The sequence below is a fragment of the Amycolatopsis sp. NPDC051372 genome, from assembly GCF_040682095.1.
Taxonomy (GTDB): Bacteria; Actinomycetota; Actinomycetes; order Mycobacteriales; family Pseudonocardiaceae; genus Amycolatopsis.
Map to the genome: position 1 here is coordinate 1 of NZ_JBFBAF010000067.1, position 19,175 is coordinate 19,175.

At 68.0% G+C, this 19,175-nt stretch carries 19 protein-coding genes and 3 pseudogenes; 14 read left to right on the top strand and 8 right to left on the bottom strand.

All coding sequences use genetic code 11. From position 1 onward, the window contains the following. Both AB0M56_RS49325 and AB0M56_RS49330 read right to left on the bottom strand, forming a co-directional pair. Positions 1 to 1,148 (bottom strand): cytochrome P450 (locus AB0M56_RS49325; protein WP_364190252.1); only part of this gene is annotated, 1,148 nt, incomplete at its 3' end. A 351-nt stretch (positions 1,149 to 1,499) separates the two neighbouring features. After that, positions 1,500 to 1,655, bottom strand: a complete 156-nt coding sequence (locus AB0M56_RS49330) for a hypothetical protein (protein ID WP_364190255.1) — start codon at positions 1,653 to 1,655, stop codon at positions 1,500 to 1,502. A 377-nt stretch (positions 1,656 to 2,032) separates the two neighbouring features. On the opposite strand from AB0M56_RS49330, the pseudogene rocD reads away from it, so the two are divergent. The 7 genes and pseudogenes from rocD to AB0M56_RS49365 all read left to right on the top strand — a co-directional run. Next, positions 2,033 to 2,161, top strand: a pseudogene (rocD, locus tag AB0M56_RS49335) (ornithine--oxo-acid transaminase); the annotation flags it as partial. Positions 2,162 to 2,291: 130 nt separating this feature from the next. Continuing rightward, entirely contained in the window at positions 2,292 to 4,592 is a 2,301-nt protein-coding gene (locus AB0M56_RS49340; RefSeq protein WP_364190258.1) for a penicillin acylase family protein, read from the top strand. Between the two features lie 224 nt (positions 4,593 to 4,816). Further along, the gene (locus AB0M56_RS49345) at positions 4,817 to 5,041 is read left to right on the top strand and encodes a hypothetical protein (RefSeq protein WP_364190261.1); all 225 of its coding nucleotides are present in this window, start codon (positions 4,817 to 4,819) and stop codon (positions 5,039 to 5,041) included. A gap of 551 nt (positions 5,042 to 5,592) precedes the next feature. Beyond that, positions 5,593 to 5,979 (top strand): hypothetical protein, encoded by a 387-nt coding sequence (locus tag AB0M56_RS49350; protein ID WP_364190264.1) that lies wholly within the window; start codon positions 5,593 to 5,595, stop codon positions 5,977 to 5,979. Between the two features lie 56 nt (positions 5,980 to 6,035). Beyond that, positions 6,036 to 6,816 (top strand): annotated as a pseudogene (locus AB0M56_RS49355) (transposase family protein). Positions 6,817 to 7,064: 248 nt separating this feature from the next. Then, positions 7,065 to 7,646 (top strand): SbcC/MukB-like Walker B domain-containing protein, encoded by a 582-nt coding sequence (locus tag AB0M56_RS49360; protein ID WP_364190267.1) that lies wholly within the window; start codon positions 7,065 to 7,067, stop codon positions 7,644 to 7,646. A gap of 443 nt (positions 7,647 to 8,089) precedes the next feature. Beyond that, entirely contained in the window at positions 8,090 to 8,284 is a 195-nt protein-coding gene (locus tag AB0M56_RS49365; RefSeq protein WP_364190270.1) for a DUF2399 domain-containing protein, read from the top strand. A 351-nt stretch (positions 8,285 to 8,635) separates the two neighbouring features. Here AB0M56_RS49365 and AB0M56_RS49370 read toward each other — a convergent pair whose 3' ends face one another. Together AB0M56_RS49370 and AB0M56_RS49375 are read right to left on the bottom strand one after the other, a co-directional pair. After that, a complete protein-coding gene (locus AB0M56_RS49370; protein ID WP_364190273.1) occupies positions 8,636 to 9,631 on the bottom strand; it encodes an NADP-dependent oxidoreductase in 996 nt (331 codons plus the stop codon). Positions 9,632 to 9,757: 126 nt separating this feature from the next. Further along, positions 9,758 to 11,173: a PLP-dependent aminotransferase family protein gene (locus tag AB0M56_RS49375; RefSeq protein WP_364190276.1), complete on the bottom strand. Its 1,416-nt coding sequence runs from the start codon at positions 11,171 to 11,173 to the stop codon at positions 9,758 to 9,760. Between the two features lie 35 nt (positions 11,174 to 11,208). On the opposite strand from AB0M56_RS49375, the gene AB0M56_RS49380 reads away from it, so the two are divergent. Together AB0M56_RS49380 and AB0M56_RS49385 are read left to right on the top strand one after the other, a co-directional pair. Further along, positions 11,209 to 11,604, top strand: coding sequence for a hypothetical protein (locus AB0M56_RS49380; protein ID WP_364190279.1), 396 nt, complete (start codon positions 11,209 to 11,211; stop codon positions 11,602 to 11,604). A 271-nt stretch (positions 11,605 to 11,875) separates the two neighbouring features. Further along, complete coding sequence (locus tag AB0M56_RS49385; protein WP_364190282.1) at positions 11,876 to 12,454, top strand: transposase; 579 nt, start codon at positions 11,876 to 11,878, stop codon at positions 12,452 to 12,454. Between the two features lie 381 nt (positions 12,455 to 12,835). On the opposite strand, the gene AB0M56_RS49390 is transcribed toward AB0M56_RS49385, so the two are convergent. Together AB0M56_RS49390 and AB0M56_RS49395 are read right to left on the bottom strand one after the other, a co-directional pair. Continuing rightward, positions 12,836 to 13,276, bottom strand: a complete 441-nt coding sequence (locus tag AB0M56_RS49390) for an alpha/beta hydrolase (RefSeq protein ID WP_364190300.1) — start codon at positions 13,274 to 13,276, stop codon at positions 12,836 to 12,838. Then, positions 13,273 to 13,578 (bottom strand): alpha/beta fold hydrolase, encoded by a 306-nt coding sequence (locus tag AB0M56_RS49395; protein WP_364190285.1) that lies wholly within the window; start codon positions 13,576 to 13,578, stop codon positions 13,273 to 13,275. The genes AB0M56_RS49390 and AB0M56_RS49395 overlap by 4 nt, the downstream gene beginning before the upstream one ends. Before the next feature lie 225 nt (positions 13,579 to 13,803). Here AB0M56_RS49395 and AB0M56_RS49400 point away from each other — a divergent pair, with 225 nt between their 5' ends. From AB0M56_RS49400 to AB0M56_RS49420, 5 genes are all read left to right on the top strand, one after another. Then, positions 13,804 to 15,036 carry an epoxide hydrolase family protein gene (locus tag AB0M56_RS49400; RefSeq protein WP_364190288.1) on the top strand — a complete coding sequence of 411 codons (1,233 nt, stop codon included), beginning with the start codon at positions 13,804 to 13,806 and terminating at the stop codon, positions 15,034 to 15,036. Positions 15,037 to 15,264: 228 nt separating this feature from the next. Continuing rightward, positions 15,265 to 16,158, top strand: a complete 894-nt coding sequence (locus AB0M56_RS49405; protein ID WP_364190291.1) for a universal stress protein — start codon at positions 15,265 to 15,267, stop codon at positions 16,156 to 16,158. A 49-nt stretch (positions 16,159 to 16,207) separates the two neighbouring features. Next, positions 16,208 to 17,197, top strand: coding sequence for a YihY/virulence factor BrkB family protein (locus AB0M56_RS49410; RefSeq protein ID WP_364190294.1), 990 nt, complete (start codon positions 16,208 to 16,210; stop codon positions 17,195 to 17,197). A gap of 420 nt (positions 17,198 to 17,617) precedes the next feature. Continuing rightward, complete coding sequence (locus AB0M56_RS49415) at positions 17,618 to 17,761, top strand: hypothetical protein (protein WP_364190303.1); 144 nt, start codon at positions 17,618 to 17,620, stop codon at positions 17,759 to 17,761. 379 nt (positions 17,762 to 18,140) lie between these two features. Then, positions 18,141 to 18,548 (top strand): carboxylesterase family protein, encoded by a 408-nt coding sequence (locus AB0M56_RS49420; RefSeq protein ID WP_364190297.1) that lies wholly within the window; start codon positions 18,141 to 18,143, stop codon positions 18,546 to 18,548. Here the strand turns inward: AB0M56_RS49420 and AB0M56_RS49425 are convergent. Both AB0M56_RS49425 and AB0M56_RS49430 read right to left on the bottom strand, forming a co-directional pair. Further along, complete coding sequence (locus AB0M56_RS49425) at positions 18,515 to 18,757, bottom strand: hypothetical protein (RefSeq protein ID WP_364190306.1); 243 nt, start codon at positions 18,755 to 18,757, stop codon at positions 18,515 to 18,517. The genes AB0M56_RS49420 and AB0M56_RS49425 overlap by 34 nt on opposite strands. Positions 18,758 to 18,813: 56 nt before the next feature. Beyond that, positions 18,814 to 19,080: pseudogene (locus AB0M56_RS49430) on the bottom strand (transposase); the annotation flags it as partial. Positions 19,081 to 19,175: the final 95 nt, after the last annotated feature.

Consider the following 19,175-nt stretch of genomic DNA (forward strand, 5'->3'; position numbering starts at 1 on the left):
CGGAGCTCGTCCGGCGCGACGGCGAGGCGCAGGTGCGGAGAGCCTGTGATCAAGGCGGCCACGGCGAGGCGGCCCTCCAGCCGCGCCAGCGGCGCGCCCGGGCAGTAGTGGATGCCGTGGCCGAAGGCCAGGTGCCCGGCGGCCGAGCGGGTGATGTCGAAGCGGTCCGGGTCGGGGAACACCGACTCATCACGGTTGGCCGAGAGTACCGACAGCAGCACCGTCTCGCCCTCGGGGATGGTCCCGCCGGCCAGCTCGATCGAGGAACCGGCGAACCGCGTCGGCAGGATGTTCACCGGGGACTCGTACCGCAGCACCTCTTCGACGACGTTGTCCACCAGCGAAGGATCGGCGCGCAACGCGGCGAGCTGGTCCGGCGAGGTCAGCAGGCACAGCACGGCGTTGGCGATCAGGTGCACCGACGTGTCGTGCCCGGCGATCAACAGCAACAGCGAAGTGGCGACCAGCTCGTCCGCGCTCAGCCGGTCACCATCCTCGTCGGACACCGCGATGAGTTCCGAAAGCAGGTCCGTCCCAGGGTTCACCCGCTTGCGTTCGATCAGCGCGCTCAGGTACTCAACGGCTTCGGCGAGAGCCTCGTAGTACCCGTCGCCGGCTTCGGCGTCGTTGATAGCCTGTGCCCAGCCCCAGAACGCGCCGCGGCCGTCCTGCGGGATACCGAGCAGTTCACAGATCGCCAAGGTGGTCAGCGGCACCGCGAACTCCCCCACCAAGTCCACCGTCGCGCCCGGCGCGAATGCGGCGACCAGCTCGTCGGCCACCGCCGACAGCCGCGGGCGGAGCCGCTCGACCGCGCGCGGGGTGAAGGCCTGGTTCACCAGCCTGCGCAGCCGCGTGTGGTCGGGTGGGTCGCGGTAGATCATGCTGCCGCCCAGCGCCCAGTACATCAGCTCTTCACGGGGCGTGAGCTCACGCCGCTCGGCCGCGGCCTCGCGCTCGGCCTTCGAGCGCACGTCGTGGCGGACTCGGCCGTCAGCCAAGAGGGCCCGCACATCCTCGTAACGGGTGACGAGGGCCGCCGCGGGCTGGCGCGCCTCCGAAACCGGGCATACCGGCGCTGACCCGCGCAGCTTCGCCATGAAGCCGTGCGCGTCCTGCATCGCTTCACCATCCACCGCCACTCGCATGCATGCCACCGTAGGCGCACACATCGATTGATCAACTACTACGCAGAAACCACGACCTGATGAGGCAGCAGACGAAGGTGTGATCAGGCAGTAAGACCTGACGATCGGGAACAATCGGATATCAGGAGCAGTGGTGGGCTCGTGCTTCTCCAGCCAAGCCAGGATCGGCCCATGCCAAACCCGGGAACATCGAGTTACCCGTTTGCCGGAGGACCTTCGCCACCACCTCCTGGTCGCGCCAGCGACGCAGCGTCGACGCGCCACGAGCGTCCATCCAGGACACCGCGCAGCGCACCGCGCGCCCGTGCTCATCGGCGAGTCACACCCCATCTCCCTGACCGGTCAGCCCGATCAATTCCGGGGTGGTGCGGCAGCGACCGCCGCGCGGGTGACATCGACGACCGAGCGGAGCACTTCTACCGAGTCCAGTTCGAACTGGCCGGGCGCGGGCCGGTGCACCTTCGTCCGCTGGGTCCGCGCCGCCGGCAGCATGCCGTTCTCGTCCATGAACCACGGCCTTGATGATCGACGTACCGAGATCAATACCCAAGGAGGTCACACTCATCACAGATCCCTACGCGGCTCGGCGGGCCGCGCGCTCACTCAGACAGAGTGACGGTGCCTAAATTTTTGCTTCTCCTTGCCCGACCGGTCTTACCGGTTTGCAGGCGACCAAAATCACTTTGCGGGGCCCGAACAAGCCGGCAGTTCGCGGGCGCAAGTGGCTGCGGGCGCTGACGACGGGCGGTGCTCGGGGCCGGCACCGCATTCGCCGCGTACCTTACTGACACATGACCGGTACATGCGTGATCATTATCATCAGTCCGCGCTCGGCAACCGCATGTCCGCCGATGAATGTCCATTGTGGCTGATGGCAGTGCGCGGTACGGCAAGTACCGGCGCAGCGCGGGCGCAGCATGCATCGAGTGGCCGGCAACTTCCACGGCCGCACCACGACGATCGTCAGCTTCTCCGACGACCCGGACGCGCAGGCCGGGCTCGGGCCCTTGACCCGGGATTCGGGCCCCAGCAACTTGTGCGACCGAGCGAATCCGGCGAGCAGGCCGGATACCATGCGTTGCAGACCGTCCACTGGCACACCTTCACTGAACAGTGCCGATGACCCTTTGACGAGAGACTGAAGTGGCACCTGAACGAACTTCCCACACGCTGCCGGGGCTCACTGCGCCCGCGGAGATCGTGGTCGACCGCTGGGGTGTGCCGCACATCTACGCGGCCAGCACCTACGACGCGTTCCGCGTGCAGGGCTTCAATGCCGCCCGCGACCGGTTGTGGCAGATCGACTTCTGGCGCCGGCGGGGTCTCGGCCGGCTGGCGGAGGTCTTCGGGCCCGAGCATGCCGAGCGGGATCGCGCGGCGCGGTTGTTCCTCTACCGCGGCGACATGCACCGCGAATGGCTCGCGTACGGCTCGGACACCAAGCGCGCGACGACGGCGTTCGTCGAGGGCGTGAACGCGTTCGTTCAGCTCACCCGACAGAACTCCGATCTGCTGCCGGCCGAGTTCCGCGAGCTGGAGTACGAGCCGGCGCTGTGGGAGCCCGAGGATGTGGCGCGCATCCGCAGCCACGGCCTGTTCTATAACGTCCGCGAGGAGGTCGCCCGCGCTCGCACGCTGCGCGACCTGCCGGCCGAGGCAGAAGAGCTGCGCCGCCGACGCGAGCCGTGGCGTCCCCTCGAGGTCCCGGACGGCCTCGACCTCGCCGCGATCCCCGACGACGTGCTGCGCGTGTACGACCTGGCCACGACCGCGCCGGTCTTCGCGCCGCCCGCGCCGCAGGACCCGCAGGGCGACGTCCTACCCGAAGGCAGCAACAATTGGGTCCTCGCCGGGTCCCGCACGCGCTCGGGCCGTCCGCTGCTGGCCAACGACCCGCACCGCCCGGCCGCCGAGTTGCCCGGGCTGCGCTACATCGTGCACCTCAATGCGCCTGACTTCAACGTGATCGGCGGCGGTGAACCCGCGTTGCCCGGCGTCTCCATCGGCCACAACGGCCGGATCGCCTTCGGGCTCACCATTTTCGCGATCGACCAGGAAGACCTCTACGTCTACGAGACCGACCCGGCGGACCCGCGAAGCTACCGCTACGACAGCCGCTGGGAGCCGATGCGGCGCGTGACCGAGACAATCGCCGTGCGCGACGGCGACCCGGTGGAGACCGAGCTGCTCTTCACCCGCCACGGGCCGGTCGTGTACCGGGACCCGGAGAAGCACACGGCGTTCGCGGTGCGCGCAGCCTGGCTCGAGGCCGGCATGGCGCCCTACCTCGGCAGCATGGACTACATGCGCGCACGGAACTGGGATGAGTTCTCGGCGGCGATGAACCGCTGGGGCGCCCCGCCGGAGAACCAGATCTACGCCGACCCGTCGGGCCGCATCGCGTGGCAGACCGGTGGTCTCACACCGATCCGGCCCAACTGGGACGGCACGCTGCCCGTGCCCGGCGACGGCCGCTACGAGTGGGCCGGCTTCTACGACACCGACCAGCTGCCCGGCGCCATCGACCCGGAGACGGGGTTCCTGGCCACGGCCAACGAAATGAACCTGCCTCCGGGCTTCCCGTCGGACCGGCATATCACCTACGACTGGTCCGCGCCGTATCGCAAGCACCGCATCGACGAGGTGCTCGCGCAGACCACGGACGCCACCCCGGAGAGCATGGTCGCCCTGCAGAGCGACTTCCTGTCCGTGCCCGCGCGGCGGGTCGTGGCGCGACTGCGGGAACTGCGGGCAGACGTCGACGGGCTGGACCTGCTGAAGAGCTGGGACGCCGTGCTCGCCCCCGACAGCGCGGCCGCCGCGCTGTTCGAGGTCTGGTACCGCCGGCACCTGCGGCCCGCGCTGCTGGCAGAGGCCCTGGAACCGCTGGTGGGCGCGGAAGCTGTCGACACGACGACCGCTCGTATCTCACCCGCGGAGGACTCGCTCGCCGACCCTCGCGTCGACCTCGAACTGGTCGAGCATTCCGATGCGTTCGCCTATGTCGTCGCGAAAACCCTGCCTGTCGCGGTGGCCGAGCTCGAAGAACTGCTGGGCACCGACCGGAGTGCGTGGGAGTGGGGCCGGCTGCACGTCGCCCGCGCGCAGCACCCGCTGAAGGCGCTGCTGCCCAACCTGCCCGCGGACCGGCTCGCCACGAAGCCGCTCCCGCGCGGCGGCAGCGGCGACACCGTCGGGAACACCGCGTACGGCCCGAATTTCGTGCAGTCGGCCGGCGCGACGTTCCGGATCGTCGTCGACGTCGGCGAGTGGGACTCGTCGCTCGCGATGAACGCACCGGGCCAGTCCGGTCGGCTGGACGACCCGCACCTGACCGACCTGTTCGCCGCGTGGGCCCGCGGTGAGGCCTTCCCCCTGCTCTACAACCGCGATCGGATCGACGCCGAGGCCGAAACCGTGATCGAGCTGAACCCGCCCGCCTGACATCTCTACGCGAGGTGCGCGACGGGGCCGCCTCGCGGACGCACAGAATGCCCGCAGTAGCCTATGAATGGGGTTTGGAACGGAGATATGGCAACGACGCGTCAGGCTTCGCCAACCCCCTGAGGGGTTAACCTCGCGAACGAAGTCGCGATCAGGTACCGGCGACTGTTCTCCTCCGGGAACGCGTAGTTGGGCAACCCGGAGTCACCGAGGAACTCGCCAGCATGCGTCGGGTGCTGATGGGCCAGCGTCGCTCCGACGTGCACGAGGCGCTGGCGCTGCTCCTCAGCCCGTCACGCCACACCAACACCAAACTCCGTGACGTCGCCGGCACGTTCCTCGACAACTGCCGGGCTGACCTGCCGCAGCGGCGACTGGTCGGCGAGGGTATCGGGTCGGCCTCGGTGGCATCGTCGCCGGTGTGGGCGAGCCCAGCACGGTGTGGGTAAGCGGGGAATGGCGTAGATCGTGCGGGGCCCGCCCGTTGGTGGCAGTGCCGGTGGCGAGGTGGCGTTCGGCGGTGCCGCAGGCCATCCGGCGCCGCACCGCAGACTGCCGTTGTCAATATTCCAGAGCGCGATGCCGTCCTGGGGTGCGCGGCAGGTCGACAGGAACATCGGCCTCGTGCGGAACCGCCCGAGAAGTTGCCTGACCGTCTGGCCCGTGGACAGCGAACCTTTGGACTTCACGTCCCAACACGGCGAAGCGTTCATCCTGGCGAGGCTGACGCCGGCTGCACCATCGACATCGCACTTCAGGGCTCTACTTAAGGGGGACGGGGCGTGGGTCGCACGTGGCGGCCGAGCCGGTCGCCGGACAGCTCCACTGTGGTGTTCCAGTCCTACCGTGAAGGCAACTTCGACCTCTGGATGATTCGGGCCGACGGCACCGGTCTGCGCCGCCTCACGAGCGGGCCGTTCGCCACCGGGAACCAGTTTTTTCGCCGGACGGCGAGAAAATCGCCTACTCGTCCGACGCGCCGGGCAGCTACGGCATCCACGTGCTGGACGTCGCGTCGGGACGGGCCACGCTCGTCACCGACACGCCCGACGAGGAGTACGAACCGGCGTGGTCGCCGGACGGGATCAAGCTCGCCTTCGTGGCGGCCGGGACGAGGATCGACGTCGTCACGGTCGCCGGCGGCGCCCGCAGCACGTTCGCCACCGAGCCGGGCACGGTGCCGCACAGTCCGATGTGGACACCGGATGGCGGGGACCTTGTCTACGCGCGTTACTCCGGCGGCGTACCACCGGTCGCGGTCGGCGTCGCCGAGCTGGTGCGGGGCGGGAAACCGGTGTTCACCGGCAAAGACGTCTTCCCGTTCCGCGTCTCGTGGCCGAGCGCCGACGAGCACCTCATTCTCAGCGCCGCAGCGGTATCGTTCTAAGGGATGTCTCGTAACCCGGTGTGGGTCTGGTTGCCTAGATAGTTGATCATGGTGTGGTGCAGGTGATCTCGGCGTCGCGGTCGGAGTGGATTGCCCCGTTCACGGGGTTGGAACCGGGTCAGTTCCGCAGGTTGGTGCGGGTCGTGGCGAAACGTGGCGGTGACGAGATCGCCGATGGCCGACCTGGTCGTCAGTGGCGCCTTGACCTGGCCGATCGTGTGCTGCTGGTCGCGACGTACTGGCGGACGAACCTGACGATGCGCCAGATCGGGCCGCTGTTCGGGGTGTCGCATTCCGCGGCGCATCGGGTGATCGACACGATCGGGCCGCTGCTGGCGCTGGGCCCGGTCCGCAAGCGGCGGATCGACGCGATCGCGATCGTGGACGGCACCCTGGTGCCGACGCGGGATCACCGGCTGGCAGCACCGTCGAAGAACTACCGGTACTCGGGCGTTCGTGCAGGTCGCGATCGATGCCGACACCCGGTTGGTGATCGCCACCGGCGACGCGCATCCGGGCAACCGCAACGACTGCACCGTCTACCGCGACTGCGGCATCGAGCAGAAGTTGGCGGGGCGTTCGGTGATGGCCGACGGTGGCTACCAAGGCAATCCCGAGGTGATCATGCCCTACCGCAAACCTCGTGACCGCAGCGATCTGCCCGGCTGGCAGGAAGACCTCAATGCCGACCATCGCAAGATCCGGGCCCGTGTCGAGCACGCGCTGGCGCGGATGAAGTGCTGGAAGATCCTGCGCGACTACCGCCGCGCCGCCAGCACCCTGAACGACACGGTCTCCGGCATCGCGCACCTGCACAACATCCTCCTCGCAAACTGATCCGCAACACCAGTCCCACCAACCACAAGAGCAGTTACGAGACATCCCTTAGATGCAACGGTGTCGTCCCGCCGGCCGGGACATATCACCGTCAGGGAGGACCGCCCGACTTCCTGTTCTGCATATCTTCTCGGACTGCTCGGTAGTTCGCGACTCCCCTTCGAATCCGTCAGCACGCAGATGCCTGCGGATCGCACGGGAGGAATACGACTTGTCGCCGCGGACGCGGTTGGACCGCGATCGATCACGTGATCAGGCGGCTCGCCGAGCAGATTCGTGTAGTTCGACCCACCCCCGTGGGTCGAACTACGTTGGTGGCGTGCAGATGCGCCCGCGCGATCGTGGAATCGACCGTCGACGTCCGCGGCTGGGTCGACGTCCATTACGAGGTCACGCGACCTGGCGGCGCGGCTCAGCGTTGGTCGTCGAAGACCGGCCTCTCCGGTGGCGAGCGACGGCTTGTCGTGCTTGCGTCGGTGATCGCGGCGGTCGCTGCTGCCTACGACGGTCTCGGGCCGTCCGGTCTGCGGCAGACGGCTCTTGATGAGGTGCCGGCCGAGGTCGATGAACGTGGACGCGAAGGACTGGCCCGATACCTGGCCGAGCTCGACCTGGACTTGATGTGCACCAGTTACCTCTGGAACGGTGCGCCGGGGGCGTGGGACAGCATCGACGCGCATGACCTGGAGGAGGCCGCTGACGGCACCGTCGTCGCGTTCCCCATGCTGATCCGCGGTTTGACCGAGCTGCCAGGAGACGAGGGCGTAATACCGTTCCGCCGAGCAGGCCTACGGCCGCCGTGCGAGCCTCCGGATCCGCAGGCGCGGTGACTGTCACCGTCCCCTCGGACATCGTCACGTCGGCCAACAACGCAGGAGCGTAGATCTGGGTGCTTTCACCCGTCGGCTGCGAGCCCGCAGCGAAATGCTGACGCCCGCCATCGTCGCGGCTCACGCTCTCCGAAGACAGCTCGCTACTGCGGCTCTCGATAAGCGGGGTCTGCAGATGGAAAACCCGACGCTGACGCTGTCTACGATGTACTGGAGTTCCGAATCCGCGACGCTGAACAAGCCGTCCAGAACAGCGGGTTTCCCGAGCGTTACGCCCCACGCGAGCAGCAGGTGACGGACATCGTCGCGAAATTCTGCACACGTGCAACCGATTGTAAGATCGAGACCGAACGACCGGGTTGCGGTGTGCGGAGACCCGGCCGGCCGCTTCCGTAACTGCGACGCCTAAGACTCGTGGAGCCGCGGCCACGTCGGCGATATGTATGCCCGTGCCCATACGGCTGCTGTGCACTGTCCGGACCCCGTCGGCACTTGAGGCGACGGTCATTGCCGCGTTGGCAGACATCGGCTGGCAGGTCGCTGTCCGAGCGGACTTCGACGTCGCCGGGCTCGCGCACGTACGCCATGCTGCTGGCAGCGTGCCAACGTGCGCGTCCCTGGAGGATGGGTGCGCTTGACTACACCCGGTCAGCTAAAGCGGTTGTTGTCGAGACACCCCTGACGGTGCCGCAGGCAGACACGCCCTAGGATTTATCGCTGGCAGCCGCGATGACTACGGCCGGTGCACCAAGCATGCGAGGAAGTTCTGCTGCCTGATCTACTGACCGACCTGACTCAGGGATGGCTACCGCCGAACATTGCGTGACTTTGGTTCGGTCGCCCAGAGTGCGCCGGTCGAGGCGCCGGCCCGGTTCCGGCAGCGCGGCCAGTACCTCGGTCGCCTGGGCGATGAGCCGGAGGGGCCCGGATGAGCGGCGATTCGGGCCAACCAGCCCATCGACCGCAGCCGCGACCGCACCGCGGGAACATCAACTCGTTGCACAACGTGCACAGGCAGGTCGTGCAAACCGCTGTCGAGATCGGTGTGGGTCATGTCCAGCAACTGGCTGCGGGCTTACCACGACGATCGGCTTCCCGCCGCCTTGCCGTCCGGAGGCGAAGGCCTGCGGTGCCTCGGCCAGCGAATGGCGCGACCCGATCGGCACGCGAAGGTTGCCTTCGCGCACGAGTGCGACCAGCTCGGCCAGGCGGGCGCGGTCGGCTTCCACAACGAAGAAGACCGACCGCCCGTAACGCGGCTCGACCTCCGGCGGGGCGGCGATGGTAACGAGCGTGCCGCCCGCCCGCACCAGGCCGGCGGATTGCACGCCGATCTCCTCGCCGAACACGTCGAGAACCACGTCGACCTCGCCGACGTCTTCCAGCCGCTCGTTCTCCAGGTCGACGAACGCGTCGGCACCCAGGTCGAGGGCGACCTGACGATTGCCGGCGCGGCCCGTGCCGATCACGGTCGCGCCCGCTCGCCTCGCCAGCTGCACCGCGAGCGAGCCGACCCCCCCGGCGGCGCCGTGGATCAGCACGGTCTGCCCCGCCTCGAGCCGGCCGTGGTCGAACAACGCCTGCCACGCGGTCAGCCCGGAAACCGGCAACGCGGCACCGACGGCGTGTTCGACGTCGGTCGGCAGCGGCGCGAGGTTGCGGGCTTCGACGGCGGTGAACTCGGCGAGCGACCCGTCGCGGGTCCAGTCGGCGAGCCCGAACACGCGCTGCCCGACGGTGAGCCCGGTGGTGCCGTAGCCGAGCTCGGTGACGACACCCGACAGCTCGTGACCGGGCACGCTGGGTGTCCGGTCACGGCCAGCCCGGTCGGTCCAGGTGCCCGGCCACTCCAGCTCGCCGGAGGTGAAGCCGGCCGCGTGCACTCGCACGATGACGTCGTTCTCCGCGGCGTGCGGGGCCGGGCGGTCGGTCAGGGTCAACCCTTCGACCCCGGCGGCGGGGTCCTTGACGGTGATGGCTTTCATGCTGAGTCCTCGTGGTGAGCGGGCAACGGGGTGGCCGCGGGCGTTCGCCGGCCTGTCCGCGAGGCTAGCTCCGGTTCGGCGCGGCACCTGGGTCCACTTGGGACGCGCGAGCGGGGACCACTCTGGTCACGCGAGCGCGCGGACCAGCGCGTCGAGAACCCCCGACCACCCGCTCGGCGAAGGTGCGGCGAAACCGATCACAACGCCGTCGCGGTCCGAGGTGGCGTCGGGATGCCGGAAGAAGCTCAGGGGTTCAACCGTCAGCTGCTCGGCGGCGATCCGCCGCACGAGTTCGCGGCCCGTGCGCCCGGGTTGTTCGAGCAGGACGTGCAATCCCGCGGCCCTTCCCGCCACGCGCACTTTCGGCGCGCGCTCGGCGAGCGTCTCGACGAGGTGCCGGCGCCGGCGGCGGTACTGCGCGCGCATCGCCCGGATGTGCCGGTCGTAGGCACCCGATTGCACGAACTCGGTCATCGCCAGCTGGTTCACGAACCCGACAGTTTCCTCCGTGTCCCCCTTCTGGGCGGTGATCACGTCGACGAGGCGGTCCGGCACCACGAGCCAGCCGAGGCGCAGGCCCGGCGCGAGCGATTTGCTCGCGGTGCCCAGGTACAGCACGTGATCGCGGTCGAGTCCCTGCAGCGCGCCGACGGGGGACCGGTCGTAGCGGAACTCGCCGTCGTAGTCGTCTTCGATGACCAGCGCGCCGTGTCGGCAGGCCCACTCGACGATCGCGGCGCGCCGGTCGTACCGCAGCGCGACACCCAGGGGGAACTGGTGTGAGGGGGTAAGCAGAACGGCGCCGATCCCCGATGACCGTTCGAGTACCGAGGGGTCGACGCCGCCCGCGTCGACGCCGAGGGGAACGGTTTCGAGCCCGGCGTCGGCCAACGTGCGGCGCTGGCTCGGCAGGTCGAACTCTTCCACGGCCACGCGCGTCACCCCGGTCGCCGCAAGCGCGGCCGCGACGAACCGCAACCCCTCCGCGGCGCCACTGCACACGACGACGTCGCCGGCATGCGCACGCAGGCCGCGGGCCCGCGCGAGGTACCGGGCGAGAGTGTCGCGGAGTTCGCCTCGGCCGCGGGGATCCGCGTAGCCGAACGCCTCGAACGGCGCGGTGCCGACCGTCTTCTTCACTGCGCGAATCCACTCGTCGCGCGGGAACGACGACAGGTCCGGATGGCCGGGCCGCAGATCGTGCCCTGGCCGCGAGCGGGTGTCGGCCGGCCGCGGCCGAGCTCGTTCGCCGACGAATTCGGCTACCCGCTCCGAAACTTCGGTGCCGGAACCCTGAAGCCCGGTGAGCCAGCCCTCGCTGATGAGCTCGGAGTAGACCCGGACCACGGTGTTGCGGGCCACCCGGAGGTCCGCGGCCAGGGCGCGGCTCGACGGCAGCCGGGCCCCGGGCGCGAGCCGGCCGGCGCGGATCGCGTCGCGGACCGCGTCCATGAGGCAGGCCCGCACGTTCCTGTCGAGCCGGCCCAGGTGCAGGTCGAGGCCCGTCGTCCTGGGGCCGCGCTCAGCTGCTCGGTCGGTCACGGGTCAACGATACTGACCGGCCGGGATGATCGACTGTGATCACCTTATCCGGTGATCGCGTTCTCGCGAAGTTCGAGCGCACGGCCCGTCGAAACGATCGGTTGCGCCTATTGGTCAGCAGGATCGACCAGAAAAGATCCGCAATTGCAGCGGAGCTTACCAAGGAATTGCTGCTCACGTTTGCAAGGAAAATTCGTACTGCGGTCCTGGTGCACAACTGCGAACTGGGGGATGCCGATGATCTGATTCACGTTCCACAGAAGGGCAACGGGCCGGTCGGAATTGCTAACGGACTAAACCGCTCGACACGTGGATCGCGACGGTCGCGCCTACGTCGGACCGAAGATGCGGCGCAGACGTGGGCTGACAAATTGGTCGGCACACACGAGAACTACTACTTCAAATTCACCTTGAAAGCGTTCAGAGCTTGAAGAGCAATTCGGCACTGGTTATCACTAAAGGCGGACCTGGCTTGGAATGGGAGATTTCACATGTCGAGATTGACCTCTTCAATCGAATGATGCCGGACAAGGAGAAGCTGTGGCCGCCACATTCGAGGCAGAAGGTCGAGATATCCATGATCTACCGCTGGAAACATGTGGGAAAAGTGAGTCCTGACCTGGCCGGACGTGTAGTAGAGGTGCGGATCCTGCGTGTCCACACCATCGACCGCGACCCCAAAAGCCAAATCTGGCGTCGTCGATGGCGATCCGAACCCTCCGAATCATCCGAACCAGCGCGGTCAAGGCCCGGACTCAGACGTTCAACACCCTCTGGGGCGTGATGATCGGTGCGCCCTCGCCCTTACGGGAGGACCTCGTGGCCTTGACCAAGAGGACCCTGATCAACCGATGCCTGCAACTGGGCCCAGAAACCGATGACGTCCTCACTCTGATCGACGCACCCGAGCAGTTGCTCACGGCCGGAGCAACAACAGCGCTACGCGACCTGGCACGCCACTGGAAGGCATCGGACGAAGAGATCACAACGCTCAACAAGCAGATCGAGGCGTTGGTCCGCTCCACCGCGCCGGAACTCGTCGAACTTCACGGGGTGGGCATCGAGTTGGCTGGGCAATTCCTGGTCACCGCCGGCGACAACGCCGAGCGCATCCGTAGCGAGGTAGCCTTTGCCAAACTCTGTGGAGTCGCTCCACAACCAGTCAATAGTGGCCGCACCACCGGCCGCCACCGGCTCAGCCGCAGCGGCGATCGCGCCGCGAACAGCGCTCTCTACATCGTGACAATCGTCCGCATGCGCGGTCACCAGCCCAACTCGTGACTACGTCGACCGGCGGACCGCCGAAGGACTGACCAAACGCGAGATCGTCCGCCGCCTCAAGCGCTACATCGCCCGCGAGATCTACGCCAACCTTCCGCGATCGGCGACGGTCGACCCAGAGCCAGCCCTTCCGAGCGTTGCTTGACAAACACAGGAGCATCGAACGCTCCCACCGCATCGACGCCGAAGAGTTCTACCGCCTGCTCGACGGCGTCGTCCTCGGCGACATCGGCGCCTTCAATGAGAAACTAAGGAATGGGAGGACTACTACAACTTCCACCGGCCCCACGGCGGCCTCGCCGGCCAAACCCCGTATGAGAGGCTGCTACAGAAGACCCAACCCCACGCCCAACCTGTCAACCACCAACGACAGCAGCACACCTAGGTCGAGGCCACGCCCCCGCCAGCCCGGCGCGCCCCTTCTGCGCACCGCCTCTGCAGCGCCGCCCCAACAGTCCCGGTCGCCGCGTCCGGTTGCGACCACGCCTGCACGTAGTGGTCGATCTCCTCCGGCGGGTAGGCCGGGTTCGCGTCTTGGAGGAAGTGGCGGAAGAAATGCCAGTTGTTGGCGTGCACGACCGACTCGGGCAGGTCTGGGAGAGCGAACATGAAGAAGTACCAGGACTTCCGGAGCTGGCCGGGGTGATGCAATCCCTCCGACAGCTTGCGCGGGTGAGCCGCGTTGAGGACAGCCACCCGGTCCACGACCTCGGGGTGGCTCATGGCCGTCACCCAGGCGACGGTGCCGCCCCAGGCGTACCCGACCAGCAGCGCCTTCTCGGCGCCGCGTTTTCGGATGAGGCCGCTGAGAGCGGCGGTCAGGTGCTCGGTATCGTAGGCCTCGACTCCTTCGGCCGCGAGGACAGGTTGTAGCCGCGCATATCCGGCGCGACAACGTGGAACCCGGCCGCCGCGAGCGGTTCGATCTGCAGCCGCCAGCCGTACCAGAACTCGGGGAAACCGTGCAGCAGCACGATCAACGGCCCCTCGCCCGCCTCCACGTAGTGCAGCCGCACATCGCCGACGTCCGCGTGCCCCTCACGCAGATCGTCGCTGCCCAGCCACGCCGCCTGCCGATCGGGTTGTCCGCTCGCGCCGCCACCGCGGTCCTCGCTCGTGCTCATCGTCGCCTCACTTGGCAGCGCGATCGGCGCGGCTTCAAACCGCCGACCAGCCAGGTCCCGCCGGTTTCGCCGCCCGGCCCGGATTCGTCCCGGACGCTGCGGCCTCGAGAGGGGAACGATGCCTGCGCCTGTCGGGCGCGGCATCATCTCTGAGGGGTGATCCGTGTCCTCCCAACACATGCCAGTCTGCGGAGCCGCGTTCACGTGCGCTTCGGGAGGTCAATCGTGGCGACGACTGCTGAGCAGCGAACCGATGCCATCCGCCCGTTCTCGGTGTCCGTACCGCGCGAGGCACTCGATGACCTGCGGCGGCGCCTCGCCGCGACTCGATGGCCGAGCCGGGAGCTCGTCGAGGACCGGACGCAGGGCGCGCAGCTGGCCGCCATGCGGGCCGTCTGCGGGTACTGGGCGAGCAGGTACGACCTGGGCCGGGTCGAGGCGCGGCTGAACGCGCTGCCGCAGTTCACCACCGAGATCGATGGTGTGGAAATCCACTTTCTGCACGTGCGCTCGCGCCACGACGACGCGCTGCCGCTGATCATGACCCACGGCTGGCCCGGCTCGGTCATGGAGCTGCTCGACTCAATCGGTCCGCTGACCGACCCGACCAACCACGGCGGCCTCGCCCAGGACGCGTTCCACCTCGTGGTGCCGTCCCTGCCCGGCTACGGCTTCTCCGCCGAACCAGTCGAGGTCGGCTGGGACCTCGGCCGCACCGCGCGCGCCTGGGCGGAGCTGATGCGCCGCCTCGGCTACACCCGCTTCGTGGCCCAAGGCGGCGACGTCGGCGCCGGCGTCACCGACGCGATGGGCCGCCAGGCACCCGACGGACTCGTAGGCATCCACACCAACCTGCTCGTGCCCGCGCTCAACGACCCCGCCGCCCTGCCTGCCGGCACTGAGCAGGAACGCGCCGCGCAGGCCGCGATCAAAACCTTCCAGACCAGCGGCAACGGCTACTTCGTCGAGCAGTCCACCCGGCCGCAGACGATCGGCTACGCGCTCCTGGACTCGCCCGCGGCCCTCGCCGCCTGGATGCTCGACCACGACACCGACGCCTACGACAAGATCGCCCGCGCCTTCCTCGACGGGCAGCCCTCCGGCAACCTGACCCCCGACCACGTCCTGGACAACATCACGACCTACTGGCTGACCGGCACCGGCGCCTCGGCCGCCCGCTCGTACTGGGAGGCCTACGGACCCGATGCACCCGCCGCGCAGAACCCGGCGCCGCCACCCGGCGTCGGCGTCCCGGTCGGCTTCACCACGTTTCCCGGCGAGATCTGGCAAACCCCGCGCAGCTGGGCCGAACAGGCATACCCCACCCTCGACTACTTCCACGCAGCGGGGCGAGGCGGCCACTTCGCCGCGTGGGAAGAACCCGAACTGTTCGCGGCCGAGCTCCGAGCCGCCTTCCAACCGCGCCGAGCAGACATAGCCGCGAAACCCGGTCGCTGACCCCACGCCCACCACACGCAACCGGATGTCACGAACAAGGAACCTGCCGACGCTGGAGCTTCCGTACCGCTCGGGTGAGTGATCGAGCGCCGCCGAAGTCCACGGCGGCGTGGCACCTCGGCGACCAGTACGACGACGGCACCAACCAGCAGTTCGCGACTCTGCTGCTCGCTTCGGCTGTGTCCGGCGTTGTCAGCGGCGAGACCACGGAGAGGGAAGGTGAGAGGCATGACCATATGGGCGCGCACGATGGTGGTCGGAACGGATGGCTCACCGAGCGCCGTGGAAGCCGTGCGGTGGGCGGCGACCATGGCCTCTGAGCGCAACCTGGATCTGCTCATCGCGCACGGCCTGGAATTCGTCATCCGATTTCACGACCTCGACATCGCGGGGATGGATGACGTGGGCACCCTGGCTCAGCACCTTGCGGAAAGCATTGTTTCCGAAGCCCGCGAGGTCGCGCTCTCGGTGGACAGCTCGCTCACTGTCACCATGGAAATAGTGCCCGAATCGGCTGCGGCTCTCCTGGTCGGCCTGTCGCGCACCGCACGGATGGTCGTGCTTGGCGGAAGCGGCATGGGCGCGGTCGGCGGGATTCTCGTCGGCTCGGCGGTGGCGACGGTCGTGAGCCAGGCGCACTGCCCGGTGGCGGTCGTTCGGGGCAGGGATGAGACGGTGCCGTCGGAGGGGCCGGTCGTCGTGGGGGTCGACGGCAGCCTCAACAGCGAGCAGGCGGTCGGCGTCGCCTTCGAGGAGGCGTCGTTCCGCGGTGCTGAGCTGGTCGCGGTGCACGCATGGAGTGACATCACCGATGAGTACATGTATGGGATGGCGCGGTTGATGCCGAAGTGGGAATCCATCGAGCCAGATCAGCAGCGGCTGCTGGCACAGCGGCTGGCAGGCTGGCAAGAAGAACACCCGGACGTGGAGGTGCGTCGCCGGCTGGTGCGTAACAACCCCCGGGACGCGTTGCTGGAGGAGTCCGAGCACGCGCAGCTGGTGGTGGTCGGGAGCCGAGGCAGGGGCGGATTCAAGGGGCTGCTACTGGGGTCGACGAGCCAATTCTTGGTCCGGCGCGCACAGTGTCCCGTGCTCGTCATCCGTCCAGAGGCGGCGACGTAACTGTCGTAGGCCGGCATGCGCTACCGACCTTCTAACTGGAGGTGGCGATATGCCGTTCGACGATCAGAGGCTCCGGGTCGCCGGTGCGGTTGAATCGCTCGGGTGTATGGACGTCGGCGGTGGTGCGGGCGTAGCGGCGTTTGCAGATGGGCGAAATGAGGTGCCTGAGCACGTGACAAGCTGGGGTTCGCTGCTTCGCGCGCTACGCAGTCGCGTAAAGGCCGCTCTGCGGGTCATAGCCGAGGACCAGCTACCCGACCGTGCCGCAGCACTGACCTACTTCGGCTTGCTGGCGATCTTCCCGGCGCTCATCGTGTTGGTCGGAATTCTGGAGTTGACCCTGCGCTCCACTCCGGACACCGACGCGGTCGTTGACGGGCTTGTCGAGCTGCTCCCGGCCGGCGCCGCCGGGGTCGGCCCGGTTCGGCGCGACGCCCTGCACGAACGCACCGCGGCCGGAACCGTCGTGGGGGTCGGGCTGCTCGCGAGCGTGTGGGCGGTCTCGGGGTATGTCGCCGCCTGTCAACGCGCGATCAGCGCGATCCGGGGTGTGCCCGACACCCGATTGCCCTGGGTCGCCAAGTTCTCGCGGCTTCCGCTGACCCTCCTGATGCTCGCGATGCTGGCCGGGATCACTCTCGCGCTGCTGGCCAGCGGTCCGCTCGGCGGCGCCCTTGAGCGCGCGGTCGGGCTGCCCGACCTGGTCGCGGTCCTCTGGCATGTGGTGCGTTGGCCACTGTTGTTCCTCGTGCTCCTGATCTTCTTCGCGCTGTTGCATCGAGGGCTGCCCGCTGCTCGGGGAGCCCCGCACCGGTCGGCGGCGTGGGTGAGCCGGGGCGGCGTCATCGGCGTGCTGCTCTGGCTCGCCGGCTCCGGCGCGTTCTCCTGGTACAACGCGAACTTCGCAACTGGCTACGGTGGGTACGGCGCGCTCGGCACGACGGTGGTCTTTCTCGCGTGGCTCTGGGTGGGCCACTTCGCCCTGCTCGTCGGTGTGGAGATCGACCTCCGGTCTGTCAGGCGCACCGCCGAGAAGTGAGCGTTGCGCCACGTTTGCCCCCAAGGTCCTCCCGTCTCTCGCCACTCGGAAATTGCACGCGACCCACGGCACGAAGGTCACCCCGGCCACCGACCGCGAAGCCGTCTACGTGCTGGATGAGATCCTCGCAACGCCACCGACCTGCCGTCACCGGGAACGGGGCAAGCTCGGTGTCGGTGGTTTCGGACACCCACTGCTGATGCGCAGCCGCGCGGACATGACTGGCGCACCTGCGATCGTGTCCAGTCAGTCGGCCAGGGCACCGGGCTCGTCTCGTCGGCGCCGGATTCGTCATCCTTGAATCCATTGCCCTGCCACCAAAACCGTAAGGCGAGCGCTTCCGCTCGCCCCTTCGGGGATCACGGCGGCGGTGACCCGCGCAATCTCACCCTGTTCGGGCAATCCGCCGGCGCGTTCAGCTTGTGCGCCCAACTCGCCTCACCGCGCGCTCGCGGCCTGTTCGACAAGGCGATCGTCCAAAGCCGGCCCCTGCGGCAATTCCTTCGTGTCCACAGTGCATGCTCAGGATCGCGGCGCCGGCACGGAGGCCAGACTTGGCTGTAGCGCTCCCGCCGACGTCGCCGCATGCCTGCGTGCGAAGCCCGTCGCCGACCTCGTCGGCTTGGACGACGACCAGGCCTTCAGTTCCACCGGCCGGCTGCGCGACATGCCCTGGACACCAGTCACCGGCACCCCCCGTCCTCCCCGAACAACCGCTCGACGCGCTGCGCAGCGGAATGGCCGCGGGCATCCCCCTCGTGCAAGGCACGATCCGCGACGAGATGCGCCCCTTCGTCGCGTTGGACAACGACGCCCGAGGACGACCCGCGACCCCGGAAAACCACCCGGCGATCCTCCGACAAGTGTTCGGAACCGATGTGGACAGAGTGCTCGCCGAGTACCCGCGGACAACTACCCGACACCGGGTATCGCGCTGGCAACCGTGCTGACCGACTGGGGTGCGAAACTCGGCTCCTGCGGAACACCGCTCGCCGCCGCCGCCCGGTATGCGCCGGTCTACGCCTACGAAATCGCCCAGGACGACGGGCAGAGTATCGGGAACTTTCCGATGGGTGCCGCGCACGGCGCGGAACTGCCCTACCTGTTCGACGGGAGCTTCGCCGGACCCCGAACGGCACCGCCCAGCCCCGCCCATTTCGCACTGCCCCACACGCTGATCAGCTACTGGACCTCGTTCGCGAAAACCGGCAATCCGAACAGCGACGGATCTCCGGCATGGCCCGCATATCGAGCAGCAACACCGCTACCATCCCTGTCCACGGACGGCACGCGGCAAGTCGATTTCGAGGCCGAACATCACTGTTCGTTCTGGCAAACCGTGAGCCGGTGATCACCACCGGTGCACCAATCCGGATAACGCAGCTTCTGCGATCCAGCCAATAAATCCCAGACCACGCCGTTGACCGCCGCCGCCGCGATGGCCACGGGCTCGATGTCCGTCCAGACCATGTCGGCAGGCTTGTGGCCGTGGCGGCGGATGATCTCGGCCGCGGCCCGGAGTGCGCCCTCCCGATCGTGGAATTCATCGACACCGCCCAATCCACCAGCCCGGCCGCGTCAGTAGCAGTGAGCAACCGCTGCAGCACGGTGTCCCACGTGCCCTCCCCCGCCATCCGACGATGCCAGGTCCAGATCGTCCGCCACGGGCCGAACACCGCCGGCACATCCCGCCAGACGATCCCGCAGCGGAACCGGTAGATGATCCCTTCAACCATCGCCCGCGCATTCGAGAACGGACGACCGCGTTTGCCCGTACGCACCGGCAGCAAGTCCTCGATCAACGCCCACTGGTCGCCCGACAGCAACTGAAACCGCGACACGACCCACAGCAGCCGAGCAGCCACACGATGATTGTCAGCCACGCCCTAGTGGTCTGTGTTTGAAGTGGTCTGACGGTTGGACTTCTTGAGGATCTCGTCGGCGGTTTTGGTCCAGATGAAGGGGTGGCAGCGTTCGT

Bases quoted from the DNA above. Each gene is read 5' to 3' on its own strand.
- AB0M56_RS49410 (WP_364190294.1), top strand. From the start codon at position 16,208: ATGCCGTTCGACGATCAGAGGCTCCGGGTCGCCGGTGCGGTTGAATCG.
- AB0M56_RS49365 (WP_364190270.1), top strand. From the start codon at position 8,090: ATGCCCGTGCCCATACGGCTGCTGTGCACTGTCCGGACCCCGTCGGCA.
- AB0M56_RS49330 (WP_364190255.1), bottom strand. From the start codon at position 1,655: ATGGACGAGAACGGCATGCTGCCGGCGGCGCGGACCCAGCGGACGAAG.
- AB0M56_RS49395 (WP_364190285.1), bottom strand. From the start codon at position 13,578: ATGAGCACGAGCGAGGACCGCGGTGGCGGCGCGAGCGGACAACCCGAT.
- AB0M56_RS49345 (WP_364190261.1), top strand. From the start codon at position 4,817: ATGCGTCGGGTGCTGATGGGCCAGCGTCGCTCCGACGTGCACGAGGCG.
- AB0M56_RS49405 (WP_364190291.1), top strand. From the start codon at position 15,265: ATGACCATATGGGCGCGCACGATGGTGGTCGGAACGGATGGCTCACCG.
- AB0M56_RS49370 (WP_364190273.1), bottom strand. From the start codon at position 9,631: ATGAAAGCCATCACCGTCAAGGACCCCGCCGCCGGGGTCGAAGGGTTG.
- AB0M56_RS49385 (WP_364190282.1), top strand. From the start codon at position 11,876: ATGGCGATCCGAACCCTCCGAATCATCCGAACCAGCGCGGTCAAGGCC.